The organism is Streptomyces sp. NPDC002499 (genome assembly GCF_053595415.1).
This window is the reverse complement of the sequence record NZ_JBSFXO010000022.1, coordinates 37,146-53,603: the sequence shown is the minus strand read 5'-3', so window position 1 is coordinate 53,603 and position 16,458 is coordinate 37,146. Positions and strand designations below refer to the sequence as shown.

At 70.7% G+C, this 16,458-nt stretch carries 13 protein-coding genes; 7 read left to right on the top strand and 6 right to left on the bottom strand.

All coding sequences use genetic code 11. The annotated features are described in order from the left end of the window. Positions 1–97: 97 nt before the first annotated feature. Positions 98–901: an SAM-dependent methyltransferase gene (locus tag ACWD5F_RS44570; protein ID WP_451261852.1), complete on the bottom strand. Its 804-nt coding sequence runs from the start codon at positions 899–901 to the stop codon at positions 98–100. 237 nt (positions 902–1,138) lie between these two features. Here ACWD5F_RS44570 and ACWD5F_RS44565 point away from each other — a divergent pair, with 237 nt between their 5' ends. Beyond that, on the top strand, positions 1,139–2,215 hold the full coding sequence (locus tag ACWD5F_RS44565) for an aldo/keto reductase (RefSeq protein WP_401711595.1): 1,077 nt from the start codon (positions 1,139–1,141) through the stop codon (positions 2,213–2,215). Between the two features lie 28 nt (positions 2,216–2,243). Here ACWD5F_RS44565 and ACWD5F_RS44560 read toward each other — a convergent pair whose 3' ends face one another. The 4 genes from ACWD5F_RS44560 to ACWD5F_RS44545 all read right to left on the bottom strand — a co-directional run bounded on the left by ACWD5F_RS44560 (position 2,244) and on the right by ACWD5F_RS44545 (position 5,350). Further along, entirely contained in the window at positions 2,244–3,380 is a 1,137-nt protein-coding gene (locus ACWD5F_RS44560; RefSeq protein ID WP_451261851.1) for a methyltransferase, read from the bottom strand. A 181-nt stretch (positions 3,381–3,561) separates the two neighbouring features. Beyond that, complete coding sequence (locus ACWD5F_RS44555; protein WP_401711589.1) at positions 3,562–3,921, bottom strand: peptidase inhibitor family I36 protein; 360 nt, start codon at positions 3,919–3,921, stop codon at positions 3,562–3,564. A gap of 15 nt (positions 3,922–3,936) precedes the next feature. Next, complete coding sequence (locus ACWD5F_RS44550; protein WP_451261850.1) at positions 3,937–4,299, bottom strand: peptidase inhibitor family I36 protein; 363 nt, start codon at positions 4,297–4,299, stop codon at positions 3,937–3,939. 91 nt (positions 4,300–4,390) lie between these two features. Beyond that, on the bottom strand, positions 4,391–5,350 hold the full coding sequence (locus tag ACWD5F_RS44545) for a hypothetical protein (protein ID WP_451261848.1): 960 nt from the start codon (positions 5,348–5,350) through the stop codon (positions 4,391–4,393). Positions 5,351–5,491: 141 nt separating this feature from the next. Between ACWD5F_RS44545 and ACWD5F_RS44540 the strand changes: the two genes are divergently transcribed. Further along, positions 5,492–8,587, top strand: coding sequence for an AfsR/SARP family transcriptional regulator (locus tag ACWD5F_RS44540; protein ID WP_451261847.1), 3,096 nt, complete (start codon positions 5,492–5,494; stop codon positions 8,585–8,587). Positions 8,588–8,624: 37 nt separating this feature from the next. On the opposite strand, the gene ACWD5F_RS44535 is transcribed toward ACWD5F_RS44540, so the two are convergent. Further along, a complete protein-coding gene (locus tag ACWD5F_RS44535; RefSeq protein ID WP_451261846.1) occupies positions 8,625–9,704 on the bottom strand; it encodes a LacI family DNA-binding transcriptional regulator in 1,080 nt (359 codons plus the stop codon). Positions 9,705–9,942: 238 nt separating this feature from the next. On the opposite strand from ACWD5F_RS44535, the gene ACWD5F_RS44530 reads away from it, so the two are divergent. The 5 genes from ACWD5F_RS44530 to ACWD5F_RS44510 are packed head-to-tail and all read left to right on the top strand — an operon-like array spanning position 9,943 to position 16,432. Next, a complete protein-coding gene (locus ACWD5F_RS44530; protein WP_451261845.1) occupies positions 9,943–11,235 on the top strand; it encodes an ABC transporter substrate-binding protein in 1,293 nt (430 codons plus the stop codon). Between the two features lie 6 nt (positions 11,236–11,241). Next, positions 11,242–12,189 carry a carbohydrate ABC transporter permease gene (locus tag ACWD5F_RS44525; RefSeq protein WP_451261843.1) on the top strand — a complete coding sequence of 316 codons (948 nt, stop codon included), beginning with the start codon at positions 11,242–11,244 and terminating at the stop codon, positions 12,187–12,189. Further along, positions 12,186–13,091: a carbohydrate ABC transporter permease gene (locus ACWD5F_RS44520; protein WP_451261842.1), complete on the top strand. Its 906-nt coding sequence runs from the start codon at positions 12,186–12,188 to the stop codon at positions 13,089–13,091. The genes ACWD5F_RS44525 and ACWD5F_RS44520 overlap by 4 nt, the downstream gene beginning before the upstream one ends. A gap of 27 nt (positions 13,092–13,118) precedes the next feature. Then, positions 13,119–14,405, top strand: coding sequence for a glycoside hydrolase 5 family protein (locus ACWD5F_RS44515; protein WP_451261840.1), 1,287 nt, complete (start codon positions 13,119–13,121; stop codon positions 14,403–14,405). Beyond that, positions 14,402–16,432, top strand: a complete 2,031-nt coding sequence (locus tag ACWD5F_RS44510; RefSeq protein WP_451261839.1) for an endo-beta-N-acetylglucosaminidase — start codon at positions 14,402–14,404, stop codon at positions 16,430–16,432. Before ACWD5F_RS44515 ends, ACWD5F_RS44510 begins: the two co-directional genes overlap by 4 nt. Positions 16,433–16,458 lie beyond the last annotated feature (26 nt).

The window sequence follows — 16,458 nt, the reverse complement described above, 5'->3', positions numbered from 1 at the left end:
CAACGCTTCGACCTGGCCCAGCACCCGGTCGAGTACGGCACCGGCGCCCGCGTCGCCGACCGTCAAACGGTCGGACCACCCAGGCCCATCGGGAGACTCAGACCTTGCGGCCGATGCCGCAGATCGCGTCCACGTCGGAGGGGTCGCGCCCCACGTCGACCGGTTCCGGGTGCCACTGCGAGGTCGGGACGATACCCGGCTCCATGACCTCCAGGCCCTCGAAGTACGCCGCGATCCGCTCCTGCCCGCGCAGATGGTAGGAGCTGGCGGAGTTCGCGTTGTAGACCGAAATCGCCTGGTTGAGCGCCTCGTTGGTGTCGGTGCCGTCGCTCAGGGCGAGATAGCTGCCCGGCGGGAGGGCGTCGAGGAAACGCGCCACGACGGCGGCGGGCTCGTCGGAGTCCGGGATCTGGCCCAGGATGCCCAGCATGGTCAGCGCGATCGGCTTGCTGAAGTCCAGGGTCTTCGCGGCCTCTTGGAGGATCGTCTCCGGATCGCGCACATCGGCGTCCAGGTAGGCGCAGGCGCCCTCCGGGGTGCTGGTGAGCAGGGCCTGGGCGTGCACCAGGACCAACGGGTCGTTGTCGACGTAGACGATCCGGCTCTCGGGGGCGATGCGCTGCGCGACCTCGTGGGTGTTGTCCACGGTGGGCAGGCCGGTGCCGACGTCCAGGAACTGTCGTACGCCCGCCTCGGCGGCGAGGTAGCGCACGGCCCGGACGAGGAAGCGGCGCTGGAGCCGTGCGAGCAGCGCTATGTCCGGGAACATCTGGACGATCATCTCGCCGGCCTCGCGGTCGGCGGCGTAGTTGTCCTTGCCGCCCAGCAGGAAGTTCCACACGCGGGCGGAGTGCGGCCGGTCCAGCTGGAGCCGGTCGGCCAACGGGTCTTCGGAGGTCATGGGCAAAGCGTCACATGAAGTACGCGGCGGTGTCCGGCGATTGACGTTCATGGGGGCGGCCGCGCGGGACTTCCCAGGCACCGGTCCGTCGGCCGGCGTCGCGCCGCGCTTCTCGACAGGTCGAGAGGATCGTGCAAGAGGTCGAGGGGATCGCACTAACAACCGCGCTGCTCAGGCTGGTTTGCTCGAAGAGTCCCTTCCCGCCGCACCACGGCGCAAGACTCTGAGGAGCATCCCATGGCACTCGACTCGTACGTCGGCCTCGGCCGGTCCGGCCTCAACGTGAGCCCCTTCTGCCTCGGGGCGATGAACTTCGGCGACGCCGGCGGCTTCGGCACCGACGTCGAGGAGTCCGAGAAGATCCTCCAGACCTATCTCGACCGCGGCGGCAACTTCGTCGACACCGCCAACTTCTACACCGGCGGCCAGTCGGAGGCGATCCTCGGCGACTTCCTCGCCGCCCGCCCCGGCCTGCGCGACCGCCTGGTCCTGGCCACCAAGTTCTACGGCAACCTCCACCCCGGCGACCCCAACGGCGGCGGCGCGGGCCGCAAGGCGATCCTCGGCCAGCTGGAGGAGTCGCTGCGCCGGCTGCGCACCGACTACATCGACCTGTACTGGCTGCACAACCACGACTGGTCCACGCCGGTCGAGGAGACCCTGCGCACCCTGGACGACCTGGTCACCGCCGGCAAGATCCGCTACGTCGGCTTCTCCGACACCCCGGCCTGGTTCACGGCCAAGGCGCACACCATGGCCCTGCTGCGCGGCTGGACCCCCGTCACCGCGCTCCAGATGGAGTACTCCCTGCTGGAACGCACCATCGAGGGCGAGTTGATCCCGCTCGCCCAGGACGCAGGCATGGGCGTACTCCCCTGGAGTCCCCTCAAGAGCGGCTATCTCTCCGGCAAGTACCGGCGCGACCAGGGCCCTTCGGACTCCCGGCGCGCGTCGGTGCTCGGCGCCCCCAGCGACGCCCAGTTCACCGTCATCGAAGCGCTGGCCGGGGTCGCCGACGAGATCGGCGCGAGCCCCGCCGCCGTAGCACTCGCCTGGGTTCAGAACCGCCCCGGCATCACCTCCACCCTCATCGGCCCGCGCACGCTCCAGCACCTGGAGGCCAACCTCGCGGGCCTCGACGTACGGCTCACGCCGGAGCAGACCGCGGTCCTGGACGCGGTCTCCGCCCCGACGCTCAACTTCCCCTTCGAGCTCAACCGGAGCATGGGGCGCATGCTCAAGTACGCGGGGGCGACGGTGGACGGGGAGGAGAGCGGCGTGCACTTCCTGGTGCAGGGAGCCGTCCGGCACTGAGGGGTCACTGCGTTTTCGGGGGCGCCGGTCATGGTGTGGCGACCAGACGCCACAGGGATGTGGTCTCGGCGCTCCGTGCCGCGTGGAGCGGGTCGGTGGTGTCCTTGGCGCGGGGGTGCCGGGGCTTGGTGTCGATCCTTTCCACGACGCGCAGGTGGGCTGCCCGGATGGTGTCGAGCAGATGCGGGCGGGTCCGGAGGCCGAGGTGTTCCGCCAGGTCGGACAGCACGAGCCAGCCCTCGCCGCCCGGTCGCAGGTGGGCCGAGAGGCCGGCGAGGAAGCCGTGCAGCATGGTGCTGTCCGGGTCGTAGACGCCTTGCTCGACGGGGCCCGTCGGGCGGGCGGGGAGCCAGGGCGGGTTGCACACGACGAGGTCGGCGCGGCCCTCGGGGAACAGGCCGGGGCCGGTCACCTCGATCCGGTCGACGAGCGCGAGCCGGTGGACGTTCTCCTCGGCGCAGGCCAGGGCGCGGGGGCTGATGTCCGTGGCCACGACTCGGTCGACACCGCGGCGGGCCAGGACGGCGGGGAGGACACCGGTTCCGGTGCCGAGGTCGAACGCCGTACCGGTGGCGGGGCGTCGGCGGATCGACGGTGGCAGCGGTGTGTGGGCGACCAGGTCGACGTACTCGCCTCTGACGGGTGCGAACACTCCGTAGTGCGGGTGGACGCGTGCGCCGAGCGCCGGTACGTCGACGCCTTTCAGCCGCCACTGGTGAGCGCCGATCACTCCCAGGAGTTCGCGGAGGGAGACCGCCGTGGGTTCCTTCGCGGGGCCGTACGCCTCCAGGCACGCCCGGCGGACGTCGGGTGCCCTGCGCAACGCCAGGGTGTGGTCGTCGTCCAACAGCACCAGAAGCTTGCCGAGGACACGGGCGCGGTGACCGCTGGCGCGTCGGTGGAGGCGGAAGGAGTCGCTCGGGGAGGTGCCGGTGCTGGGCGGTCTGCGGTCGAGGCGGCGGCCCAACGCCTGGAGCAGTTGCCGGGCGTTGTGGAAGTCGCCCTGCCAGAGGAGGGCCGTTCCTTCACAGGCCTGCCGGTAGGCGTCGGCCGCCTTCGTCCGGTCGTCGGCGACGACGGTTCGTTTCGGGGGAGGGGTGCCGTTCTCGGAATGCCAGTGGGCGGAACGGTGGGTGTGGTCCTGGGTCCAGTTGATCGTGGACACCGTGTACTCCTCGTGATCGAACGTGCGGGGGCACGAAGAGCACTTCGACGAGGAGCAGGCCGAGCCCACGTCCGTCCGGTGGACAGGCGTGGGCTTCGAGGCAGTCGGTCGCTACCGCCCTCGCGTCGAAGCGCGAGAGGAGACATCCCAGACAACCATGCCGAGCATCAGGTCAGGCCTTTCAGATGAGGTAGCGGAACGAACTGTACGCGTTGTCGTACCGCGCGTTCGCCCAGTAACCGCCCGGGACGTCCTGGGTGTTACCGCGCCAGTAGGAGTTGGTGTAGAAGCGCGCCGAACTCCCGTTGTGGTTCTCGATCGAGGAGATGTGGTCGTTCACGGTGGTGCTGCTGCCCTGGAAACGGTTGTTGGCGAAGTTGTTGTCCGCGGTGGTGAACCCGGCGATCGCACCGCTGAGTCCGGTCCCGTCCCACACGCAGACGGAGTCCGTGCAGACGTCCGCGGCCTGAGCCGGCATGGTCGCGACGGCACCCAGTCCGACGCTGAGCAACAGCACCGCGGCGCTGCGGAGGTGTTTCATCGTGTCTCTCCCTGATCAGTCGATCGCGTAGTAGAAGGAGCTGAACTGGTTGTCCCAGACCGCGTTCTCCGGCCGGCCGTCGCAGAACACCCGCTGTCCCTGGCCGCGCCAGTAGGAGTCCGTGTAGAAGATCGGCCGCCGTGTGGTGGTGCAACTCATCGAGGAGATGCGGTCGTTGACGTTGGTGCCGTCGACGAAACGGTTGTTGGAGAAGTTGTTGTCGGCGGTGGTGAACCCCGCGGCCGTGCCGCCGCCACCCGTGCGCTCGTAGACGCACACCCGGTCGGTGCACGCCGCCGACGCGGGGACGGCCAGGGCGGTCACCGCGCCCCCGGCGAGCACGAAGGCCACGGCCGCGACGGACAGAAGTCGTTTCATGGATTGCTCCTCTGTAGTGGACTGGGTGGGACTGCGCGTGCCGGTGTAGTGCACTGGGTGGGACTGCGCGTGCCGGGGTCGCGCGGGACGGTCAGCCGTCCCGTCCTTCCCCGAGCACCTCGGCGGCCGCGGAAAGCTGCCTCCCGACCGCCTTCCTGGCCTTCTCCAGCGCCGGCCGGTTCTCCTCGATCGCCCGGTTCTGGTAGGCGGCCTCGGTGTCCGCCCAGACGCGGACGACACCGGTCTCCTTCTTGCAGCGGACGTCGGCCACCGCGGTGGAGATCTCCCGTGCGGTGGGCCGGTCCCCGGCGAACGCCGGGTCGTCGTTGGCGCCCATGGGCGTCCGGTAGTGGAAACCCGCCTTCGTCATGCACGCCGCCCAGGCGTCGAAGACACCGGTCACGCGGCTGTCGCGCTGCGAACGCGACCAGCTCCAGCCCCGCAGGTTCTCCACGAGCTGCTGGGCCTCCCGCTCCTCGGCGCTGGTCAGCCGGTTCGCCGCCTGGCCCGAACAGCCGCCCGGCGGCACCGCCCGGCCCTTCACCCGCGCCGCGCCCTTGCCGCTCGCGGCCGTCAGATAGGTGGTGCTCTGGTGCCCGGACTCGCTCGCGGCCGCCTTGCGCGCCGCGTCCAGCTCCTTCTGCGGCGGGTGGTAGCCGCGCGTCGAGGCGGCTCGCGCGTCGGTGAGCATGTACCTGTCCCGGTTCGGTTCCGCCAGGAACCGGGACCCCGTCGCGCTCGTGGCGCGGACGGACCACCCGAACCGCTTCATGCACCGCTGGAACAGCGTCGCGTACGCGCGGTCGATGCGGAACTGCTCGCCAGGGTCCGCCCGATAGGCGTCGAGCGGCAGCAACAGACCGAGATCCGCGGAGTGTCGGACCCCTGCGGCGGCCGGGGGCGGCTGCTCCCCTGTCGCAGCCGCCCCCGCCGTGCAGCCGGTCAGCAGCCCCGCACACAGCAGAGCCGCCACACCCTGGAGTCGGCCGCTCCGCCTGCCGTGGTCCGGCAGCCTGCTCGGCTTCCGGGCCGCCTCGACTGTCCGGAGCATGGCCTTCCCCCTCCTTCGCCGGTCCGGGGCGCCGCCCCGGACAACTCCACGCTCGCACCGGGTTGTTGTGGAGTTCTTGTGGAATCCTTGTGGTGCGTCGGAGACCGGACGTGACTGTTTGACCTGCCGGGGGATGCGCCCATGGATCTTCGACTGCTGGGGCCGCTGGAGTTATGGGCCGCGGGCCGCCGGCTCGACCTGGGACAGCCCAGGCAGCGCGCGGTACTGGCCGCGCTCGGTGCCGACGCGGGTCGTCCGGTGACGATGGAGTCACTGGTGGACCGGATCTGGGACGACACGCCGCCCAGCGGGGCACGCGCCGCGCTCTACCCCCACGTGAGCCGCATCCGGCGATTACTGGAGGAGGCGGCACGGGCGGAGGGGTGCGAGGACCGGCCGCCGCTGCGCCTGCTCAAGGTGACCGGGGGATACGTCCTGGAGGCGCAGGGGGAACGGGTCGACCTGCTGCGCTTCCGCAGACTCGTGGCGCGGGCACGCGACGCGCACCGGGACGACAACGACCGCAGTGAACTGCTGGGCGAGGCGCTCGACCTGTGGCGCGGAATCCCCCTGGCGGGCCTGGCCGGAACATGGGCGGAGCGGATGCGCACGGCCCTGGGCCAGGAGCGCCTCGACGCGGCCATCGCCTGGGCCCGGACCGAGACGAGGACCGGACACCCGCTGGAAGTGGTCGGTCGGATGCGTGGCCTCACCGCCGAGTATCCCCTCGTGGAACCGCTGGCGGCCGAGCTCGTCCGGGCGCTGGCCGCGTCCGGCAGGAACGCCGAAGCGCTGGAGTGCTACACCCTGGCCCGGCGGCGGCTGATGGAGGAACTCGGCTCCGAACCCGGCGCCGAACTGCGGGCCGTCCACGACTCCGTGCTCCGCAGCACCGGCGAACCACCGCCGCGCGAGACCGTGCCGGCCGCCGCGGCGACAGCGCCCGCCAGGCCCGTACCGGCTCAACTACCTGCCGACGTACCGGCGTTCACCGGTCGAGCCGAGCAACTGGCCGAACTGTCCGCGCATTTGGTCGCCGTCGGCGACGGCCGGCAGCCCGCCACCGCCGTCGTGATCTCCGCTGTCTCCGGCACCGCGGGAGTGGGCAAGACCGCCCTCGCGGTCCGCTGGGCCCACCAAACGCGGGAGGAGTTCCCCGACGGGCAGCTCTACGTGAACCTGCGCGGCTTCGACGTGAAGGAGCCGGTGTCCGCGGCGGAGGCGCTCTCCGGATTCCTCGCCGCGCTCGGGGTGCCCGGCCGGGACATCCCGCAGGAGCCGGAGGACCGCGCGGCACGCTACCGGACCGAGCTGTCCGGCCGACGCCTGCTGATCGTCCTGGACAACGCCTCGTCGGCCGAACAGGTACGCCCGCTGCTGCCGGGCACGTCCACCTGCAAGGTGCTGGTGACCAGCCGGGACTCACTGGCCGGCCTGGTGGCCGTGCACGGCGCGCACCGGCTCGTCCTCGACCTGCTGCCGCCCGCGGACGCCATCGGCCTGCTGCGGACCCTCGTAGGCGGACGGGTCGACGCCGAACCCGAGGCCGCGGCGGCGCTGTCGGAGCAGTGCGGGCGCCTGCCGCTGGCTCTTCGCGTGGCGGCCGAACTGGCGCTCTCCGAACCGGACGTGCCGTTGGCCGAGTTGAGCGAGGAGCTCACCGACCACCGCAAGCGGCTGGACCTGCTGGACGTCGGCGGGGACCCCCGGGCAGCCGTACGGGCCGTGTTCTCCTGGTCCTACCAACGGCTCCCCGCCGACGCCGCGACCGCCTTCCGGCTGCTCGGCCTGCACCCCGGCCCCGACTTCGACACCCGCGCTACCGCCGCCCTCGCCGGCATCTCCCTCCACGACGCCCGGCGCACGGTCGCGGTGCTCACCCGCGCCCACCTGATCCAGCCGATGCGCCCCGGCCGCTACGGCATGCACGACCTGTTGCGCGTCTACGCCGCCTGGCAGGCCGAGACCCAGGACAGCGAGCACGACCGGGACCTGGCGCTCGACCGTCTCTTCGACCACTACCTCGCGGGCGCGGCGGCCGCGATGGACCTCCTGCACCCGGCCGAACGCCGGCTGCGCCCCCGTGTCACCGCGCGGAGCGGCGCCCTGCCGCACCTGACGGACGCGGCGCAGGCGCGGCAGTGGCTGGACACCGAGCAGCGGGTCCTGGTGACCGTCTGCGCCGAGGCGGCCGCTCGCGGCCGGGCGGTGCACGCCACCCGCACGGCCACCGTCCTTCACCGCTACTTCGAGAGCGGCGGGCACTTCGCCGACGCCTTGGTCGTCTACGCCCACGCCGGCCGCGCGGCCCGGGAGGCGAACGACCTCGAGGGCGAGGCCGACGTGCTGACCTGCCTGGGCGTCATCCAGCGGCGACTCGCGCGCTACGAGGCGGCGGCGACCCACCACCAGCAGGCGCTCGCCCTCTACCGGCGGATCGGCAACCGCACCGGAGAGGCGCGCAATCTGACCAACCAGGGAGTGCTCCACGAACTGCGGGGTCAGTACCGTCAGGCACTGGACTGCCACGGCCAGGCCGTCACGCTGTTCCGGCAGACCGGTGATCCGGGCGGTCAGGCGGACGCGTTGAACAACCTGGGCATCATCCACGAGCTGCTCCACGAGTACGAGACAGCCGCGGACAACCACCGGCAAGCCCTGGCGCTGTACCAGGAGGCCGGGCACGTCTTCGGAGAGGCCTCCGCGCTCGGCAATCTCGGCATCGTGCAGAACCGGCTCGGCGACCACACCGCGGCGGCCGACACCTTCCAGCGGATCCTGACCGCGTTCCGCGGTCTCGGCCACCGCTCCGGGGAGGCGCACGCGCTCTCCAACCTCGGTGAGACCTACGCCCGGCTCGACCGGTACGAGACCGCCGCCGACCACCAGCGCAAGGCCCTCGCCCTGTTCCGCAGAATCGGCGAACGGTACGGCGAGGTGGGCGCCCTCAACGGCCTGGGCGAAGCCCTGCACGGCATGGACCAGCCGGCCGAGGCACTCGCGGCGCACACCGAGGCGCTGACCGTCGCGCAGGAGATCGAGGACCAGGAGGAACAGGCCCGCGCCCACATCGGGATGGCCGGGGTCCACGAGGAGACGGGTGCTCACGACCGCGCCCGTGAGCACTGGCGACACGCCCTCGATCTCTACACCGCGCTCAACTCCCCCCGCACCGCCGAGATACGGGACCGCCTGGCGGCCCTGGACGCGGACGCGCGCCCCGCCGGGACGCCCTGAGAGGTGCCGGGGCCGTCCTCGCGGGCTATCGGCGGGTTCAGTCCAGGCCGCGCGCAGCCGCCCTCGTACTGTCCAGGTCGCGCGCCGCTCCCGTGCTGTCCCGCACGATCAACCGAGGCACCGGCACCCGCTCCGCCCGCGCCGGCCCTCCGTCCAGCAACGCGGTCAACTCCCGTGCCGCGGTGCGTCCGAACTCCACGCTGTCGCGGGACAGGGCGGACAGCCAGGGCTTGACCATGCGGCACAGGGCCGAGTCCTCCCAGGCGACCACCGAGACGTCCGCCGGTACGGCGAAGCCGAGTTCGGTGGCCGCGGCCACCCCGGCGACGGCCATCACGTCGTTGTCGTAGATCAGGGCGGTCGGGGGAGCGGGGTCCTCCAGGACACGGCGGGTGACGGCCGCGCCTTCCGCGTCGGAGTAGTCGGTGGTCACCGACTGGACGCCGGTCAGGCCGCGTCGGGCCGCCTCCGCGCGCAGGGTGCGGACCCGGCGCTCGGTATGGGCCAGGCCCGCCAGACCCGCGATGTGCACGATCCGGCGGTGGCCGAGCGCGTACAGACCGTCCACCACCGCGGCCATCGCGGCCGCGTCGTCCGCCCACACCGTCGACAGACCGGGATGACGTTCGTCGGGTGCGCCGCCGATCACCACGGCGGGCAGGCCGAGTTCGTCCAGCAGGTCGGGGCGCGGGTCGTCGGTGCGCGGATCCACGACGAGTACGCCGTCCACGCGGTGCTCGGCCCACCAGCGCCGGTAGACCGCGCATTCGTCCTCGACGTCCTCGACCACCTGGAAGAGCAGGCCGAGATGACGTTCCGCCAGCACTTCCTGGATGCCCGAGACGAGTTGGAGGAAGAAGGAGTCCACGCCCAACGTGTGCGCGGGCCGGGCCAGCACGAAGCCGACCGTGGCCGCGCCCTCACCGGACAGCGCGCGGGCCGCCGTGCTGGGCCGCCAGCCCAACTGCTCGGCGACCCGGCGCACCCGGTCGCGGGTGACCTCCGAGACTCCGGGACGGTCGTTGAGCGCGAAGGACACCGCGCTCTCGGAGACGCCGGCGCGCCGCGCGATGTCCTTCATGGTCGGACGGCGCGCCGGGGACCGCTTCGCCGGCATGGGGATCCCCATTTCTCACGATTCAACACGATGCGACACAGCACAGCTAATGCGCTTGAGTGCGATCACCCTAAAGCGCATTAGTCGGAAGTGGCAAGAGGCCGATCACATCCGTCTGACCTGCACTAATGGGGAACAGATTTCTTTAGCTGTGCCGAATCCATTGACTTTCCTCGGGAGCCCCGGGCAAGGTCCATGGCGTCCCAGCCGCCGACGCCGCCAAGGGAGCCGTGTCACCGTGCCCATATCCCGCAGAGCCCTCGCCGCTACCGCCGTAGCCGCCCTCGTCATGCCGCTGAGCGCCTGCGGTTCCGGGAGCGACGACGGCGGTTCCTCCGACGCCTCCGGCAAGGTGGAAGGCAACATCACCTTCCAGACCTGGAACCTGCGCGCGAACTTCAAGTCGTACTTCGAGGGCGTGATCGCCGACTTCGAGAAGCAGTATCCGGGCACCCACGTGAAGTGGGTCGACCAGCCCGCCGAGGGGTACCCGGACAAGATCAGCGCGGACGCGGCCGGCGGCACCCTGCCCGACGTCGTGAACGTCTCCCCGGACCTCGTCGCCCCGCTCGCCAAGGCCGGCTTCGCGCTCGACCTCGACAAGAACGCAGCGAAGTACAAGAAGGAGTATCTGGACGGGGCTTGGGCCAGCCACCAGATACCGGGCATGACCGGCACGTACGCCTTCCCCTGGTACCTCAACACCGGGCCGCTCTTCTACAACAAGTCCCTCTTCAAGGAGGCCGGGCTCGACCCCGACCAGCCGCCGAAGACGTACGACGAACTCTTCACCGACGCCCTGGAGTTGGCCAAGAAGAGCGACGGCAAGGTCGCCACCCTCGCCAACGTGCCCACCGTCGAGGACTTCGGCCGCTACGGCGTCGAGCTGATGAACAAGGCGGGCGACGGCTTCGCCTTCAACGACGCGAAGGGCATCGAACTCCTCACCAAGTACAAGGAGTTGTACGACGCCCAGGCGCTCGACCCGCAGGCGCTGACCGCGACCCCCGAGTCCTCCGGCAAGAAGTTCCTCACCGGAGCCGTCGCCATGAACCCCGGCAGCGCACTGGACCTCGGCAACTTCAAGAAGCAGGCGCCGAACCTGTACAAGAACATCGGCATCACGGACCAGATCACCAGCACCGGCCACGTCAACATGTACGTGATGGGCCTGATGGTCAACGCGCAGACCAAGAAGAAGCCGGCCGCGATCGCCTTCGCGCACTGGGTCACCGACGCCACGCACCAGATGTCGTTCGCCAAGAAGGTCGCCATCTTCCCGAGCACCGCCGGCTCGCTCGACGACCCGTACTTCACCAAGGAGGACGGCACCGACGAGACCCGCGTCCGGATCGCCGCCGCCAAGTCGCTGAAGAACGCGGTCAATTACACGCCCGTGCTGTTCAGCGACCAGATGAAGACCGCCCTGCGCAACGAGGTGGCCAAGGCGCTGCAGGGCAAGGAGAGCCCCAAGGACGCTCTCGACAACGCTGTCAAGGCGTGCGACACGCTCCTGAAGCAGCAGGGCTGACCCGACATGGCGAGTTCCACTGTTCCCACCGAGTCCCGGGTGCGGCGCGGATCCCGGGTGCCGGGCGAGCGGCCGGTACGACGCGTACGGCGTCAACTGCCCAGCAGCCCCTGGCTGTTCGCCGCACCCGGGCTGCTGATCACCGGCGTGTTCGTCCTGTACCCGTTCGTCTCCACGGTGATCAACTCCTTCACCGACCGCCGCACCCTGATCCCCGGCAAGTTCGTGGGCCTCGCCAACTTCCGCGAGCTGTGGCACGACGACATGTTCTGGATCGGCCTGCGCAACAGCACGCTCTACATCCTCGGCGTCGTGCCCGCGCTCGTGATCCTGCCCCTGCTGCTCGCGATGCTGGTGCAGAAGAACATCCCCGGCATCACCTTCTTCCGGTCCGCCTTCTACACCCCGGTCGTCGCCTCGATCGTCGTGGTCGGCCTGATCTGGGTGTGGCTGCTGGACGAACGCGGCCTGATCAACTCGCTGTTGGAGACCATCGGGGTCGGCCGGGTCGGCTTCCTCAGCGACCAGTGGCTGCTCCTGGTGAGCGCGATGGCGGTCACGGTCTGGAAAGGCCTCGGCTACTACATGATCATTTATCTGGCCGCGCTGGCGAACGTGCCGCGCGAGCTGCACGAGGCGGCCGCGGTCGACGGCGCCGGAGCGATCCGCCGCTTCGTCACCGTCACCGTGCCCGCTGTCCGCTCCACCATGGTCCTGGTCGGCGCGCTCTCCTCGGTGGCCGCCTTCAAGGTGTTCTCCGAGGTCTACCTGATGGCGGGCCCCAGCGGCGGACCGGCCGGCGAGGACACCACCCTCGTCATGCTCGTCCAGCGCACCGGCACCGGCCTGACCGGCCGCGTCGGCTACGCCTCCGCCATCTCGGTGGTCGTCTTCGTCATCACCGTCGTCTTGATGCTGCTCGTCCTGCGGGCCGACCGGAAGGACGAGTCATGAGCGTCCTGGAGAAGGTGCGGCCCGACCGGAAGCAGGCCACCGCCCGCGAACCCCGGGTCACCGACGAGCACGGCCGCCGCATCCGGGTGTGGGAACTGGCCCTGCGCTACGTGCTGTTGCTCGCCGTGCTCGCCCTGACCGTCGGCCCGTTCCTGTGGCAGCTGTCCACCTCGCTCAAGGGCCCCACCGAGGACATCTACAGCTCCCCGCCGAGCTTCCTGCCCGGCCACCCCACCCTGCACAACTACAGCCGGGTCGCCGACACCATCCCGGTCTGGGACTACGCCTTCAACTCGCTGAAGGTCGCCACCGCCAACGTCGTGACCAACTGCGTCGGTTCGGCCCTCGCGGGATACGCCCTGGCCCGACTGCGCTACCGGGGACGGCGGGTGGCCACCCTCGTCTTCATCCTGGCCATGCTCGTGCCGGCCGAGAGCATCATCATCGCCCAGTTCACGACCATGCGGGAGCTCGACCTCAACAACACCCTGATCGGCGTCGTCCTGCCCGCCTGCATCGCCTCGATGAACGTGCTGCTGATGCGCAACGCCTTCCTCAACCTCCCCTACGAGATAGAGGAGGCCGCCTACATGGACGGCGCCAACGTCTGGCAGCGGTTCCTGCGGATCGCGGTGCCGTCGGTGAAAGGCACCCTCGCGGTCGTCGCGATCTTCGCCTTCATGGGCGCCTGGGACGACTTCCTGTGGCCGCTCATCGTGCTGAGCGACCCCGACAAGTTCACGCTCACCATCGGACTCAACTACCTGCACGGCACCTTCGCCAACGACGAACGGCTCGTCGCGGCGGGCACGGTCATCGCCGTGGCACCGCTGATCGCCCTCTTCGCCTGTCTCCAGCGGTACTTCTTCCGCGGGGTCGGCGAGGGCGCGGTCAAGGGCTGAACCTCCCCTGAGCACAAGGACCTCCGCATGTCTGCTGCCGTGCGCTTCGGCGTCAACTACACCCCCAGCGAAGGGTGGTTCCACCACTGGCTCGACTTCGACCTCGACTCCGTACGGGCCGACCTCGACTCCATCGCCGCACTGGGCCTCGACCACATCCGCGTCTTCCCGCTGTGGCCGTACTTCCAGCCGAACCGCACCCTGATCCGCCCCCGCGCCGTCGAGCAGCTCGTCCAGCTCGTCGACGCCGCCGCCGAACGCGGCCTCGACGTCAACGTGGACGGTCTGCAAGGCCACTTGAGCAGCTTCGACTACCTGCCCGCCTGGACCCGGACCTGGCACCGGCGCAACCTCTTCACCGACCCTGACGTCCTCGACGGCCAGGCCGCCTACCTGCGCACCCTCGCCGCCGCCCTCGCCGGCCGGTCCAACTTCATCGGGATGACCCTCGGCAACGAGGTCAACCAGTTCTCGGCGGGCCCGCATCCCGACCCCGACCGGGCGACGTCCGACGAGATCGACGCGTGGCTCACGCGCATGCTCGCCGCCTGCGAACAGGGCGCCCCCGGCAGGCTGCACCTGCACGCCGAGTACGACGCCACCTGGTACCAGGACGACATGCCGTTCACCCCGGGCCAGGCCGCCCGGCACGGCGCCGTGACGGCCGTGCACTCCTGGGTCTTCAACGGCACCGCCCAGCGGCACGGCCGTACCTCCGTGCCGAGCGAACACCATGCCGCGTACCTCGTCGAGTTGAGCAAGGCCTGGGCCGACGATCCCCACCGGCCCGTCTGGCTCCAGGAGGTCGGCGCCCCCGCACCCCTGATCCCGGCCGAGCACGCCGCCGCCTTCACCGAGGCGACCGTCACGAACGCGCTCGACTGCCCCGACCTGTGGGGCATCACGTGGTGGTGCTCCCACGACGTGTCCCGCGATCTCGCCGACTTCCCCGAACTCGAATACGGGCTCGGGCTGTTGACGAACGACCGCAAGCCGAAGGACACGGCGCGGGTGCTGGCGGACGCGGCGGCCCGCGTCCGCGGCCATGCCTCGGCGTCCGCCTCCGGACCGCGCACCCCCGCCCCCCGCACCACCGCACTCACGGTCCCCGCCGACCCGGCCGTCCGCTCGCTCTGCGCGCCCGGCGGCCCGGTCTACGACGCCTTCTTCCGGCTGACCGCCGACGGTGTCCGGCCCACGACCGTCCTGGACACGCGCGCGGACGACAAGGATCATCTCGCCGCGCGTGGCATCACCGAAGTCGTCCGTCCCGAACAGGTACTCCCCACCCCACCAGGAGACACCAGCTCGTGAACCCCACCAGACGCACCGTCCTGATCGCCGGCACGGCAGCCGCCCTGCTGCCGTCGGCACCCGCCTTCGCCGTGACCCCGAAGGCCGAGGCCGCCGCGGCGACCCCGCCGTACGCCTCGTACTGGTACCCGGACTCGTTCCCCTCGGGCACCCCCGGCACGGGCATCACCTGGCGCAGCCTGAAGGCGTGGACGGCCGCCGGTGACGCGGACCTCGCCTTCAACGCCGCGTCCGTCCCGCTCGCGACCCGCTTCACCCCGACCCAGGCGAACACGACCGCCCGCTCGGAACAGGCCCGCGTCCAGTCCTTGGTCTCCTTCGGACCGACATCCAGCAACCCGTCCCAGGGCGCGGCCACCGCCGACTACTACGCCCTCACCCACTGGGCGTACATGGACGAGCTGGTGTTCTGGGGCGGCTCGTCGGGGGAGGGGCTCATCCTCGCCCCGAACGCGCCGATCGTCGACGCCGCCCACCGGCACGGCGTGCCCGTGCTCGGCAACATCTTCCTGCCGCCCACCGCGTACGGCGGCCAGCTCCAGTGGACCCGCGACCTGGTGCAGAAGGACGCGACCGGGCACTACCCGCTCGCCGCCCAACTCGTGGCCGTCGCCGCCGCGTACGGCTTCGACGGGTGGTTCGTGAACGCCGAGACCAGCGGTGGCAACACCGCCCTCGGCACCGACATGCTCGGCTTCGTCAAGGAGTTGAAGGCCCTCGCGGTGGCCCAGGGGCAGCGGGTGACCTGGTACGACTCGATGACCGTGAACGGCACGGTGAGCTGGCAGGGCGCCCTCAACACGCAGAACCAGGCCTTCTTCCAGGCCGCGGACGACATGTTCGTCGACTTCCGGTGGAGCACGAGCACGCTCGCCTCGTCGGGGCAGAAGGCCGTGGATCTGGGGCGCAGCCGGTACGAGCTGTGGGCGGGCGTGGACGTCGAGTCCAACGGCTCCAATTCATCGGTGAGTTGGGACGCGATCGTGCCCACCACCAAGGCGCACGTCACGTCGATCGGCCTCTACCGGCCCGAGTGGACCCGCAACCACCTTCCCGCGAGCCGGACTCCGGGCGACTTCCACGCCTCCGACGACCGGTTCTGGACCGGGCGGTCCCTCGATCCCTCGCGGCCGGACACCACCGATCCCTGGCGGGCGCCGGCCGTGTCGGTCGCCGACCGGTCGACGGTCGGCGCGCTGCCGTTCGCGAGCGTGTTCAACACCGGGCACGGGCTGCGGTGGTACGAGGACGGGGCGGTCACGTCGGACACGGCGTGGAACCACCTCGGGGTGCAGGACCGGCTTCCCTCGCGGCGCTGGGCGGTGCACACCTCGGGGCAGCGGCCCGCCGTGACCTTCGACTTCGCGGACGCGTGGCGCGGTGGGAGCAGTGTGCTGGTCGCCGGTGCGCTGGACGCGCCGACGGACCTGGAGGTGTACGCGACCAGGCTGCCGATCGGTGTGAACACGGTTGTCGAGCTGACGTACAAGGCCGATGCCGGGGATGTGAACGTCGAGCTGGCGGTGGCGACCGCGGAGGCGAGTTCACCGGGGGCGACACCGCCGTACACGTATCTGCCGGTGGACGCGGCTTCGCCTGTGAACTCGGTCAACGGGTGGCAGACGGTGACCGTCCCGCTCACAGGGCTCTCCGGGACCGTGCACGCGATCGGCGTGCGGCTAACCGGGACCGTGGCCGGCGCCTCGGTGCGGTGGCGGCTCGGTGGTATCGCCGTCCACGACACGCCCGACACCCCTGACGCCCCGGCCGGCTTCGACATCACCGCGGCCACCGGCGGCGACCTGCGCTTCGGCTGGAGCGCCGCCCCGGGCCCCGTACGCCACTACGAGCTGCACCGCCTCCTGCCCGACGGCACCCGCCGCTTCCTCGGCGGCACCGCCCAGCTCGCGTACTTCGTCGCCGGGCTCAGGGCCGAGCAGGGTGAGCAGGCCGCACGGTTCGAGCTGAGCGCGGTGGGGGAGCTGTATACCGCGTCGGCTCCCGTCACGGTGACTCACACCTGGTAGCCGTCGCTCACCACCGGTAATCGTCC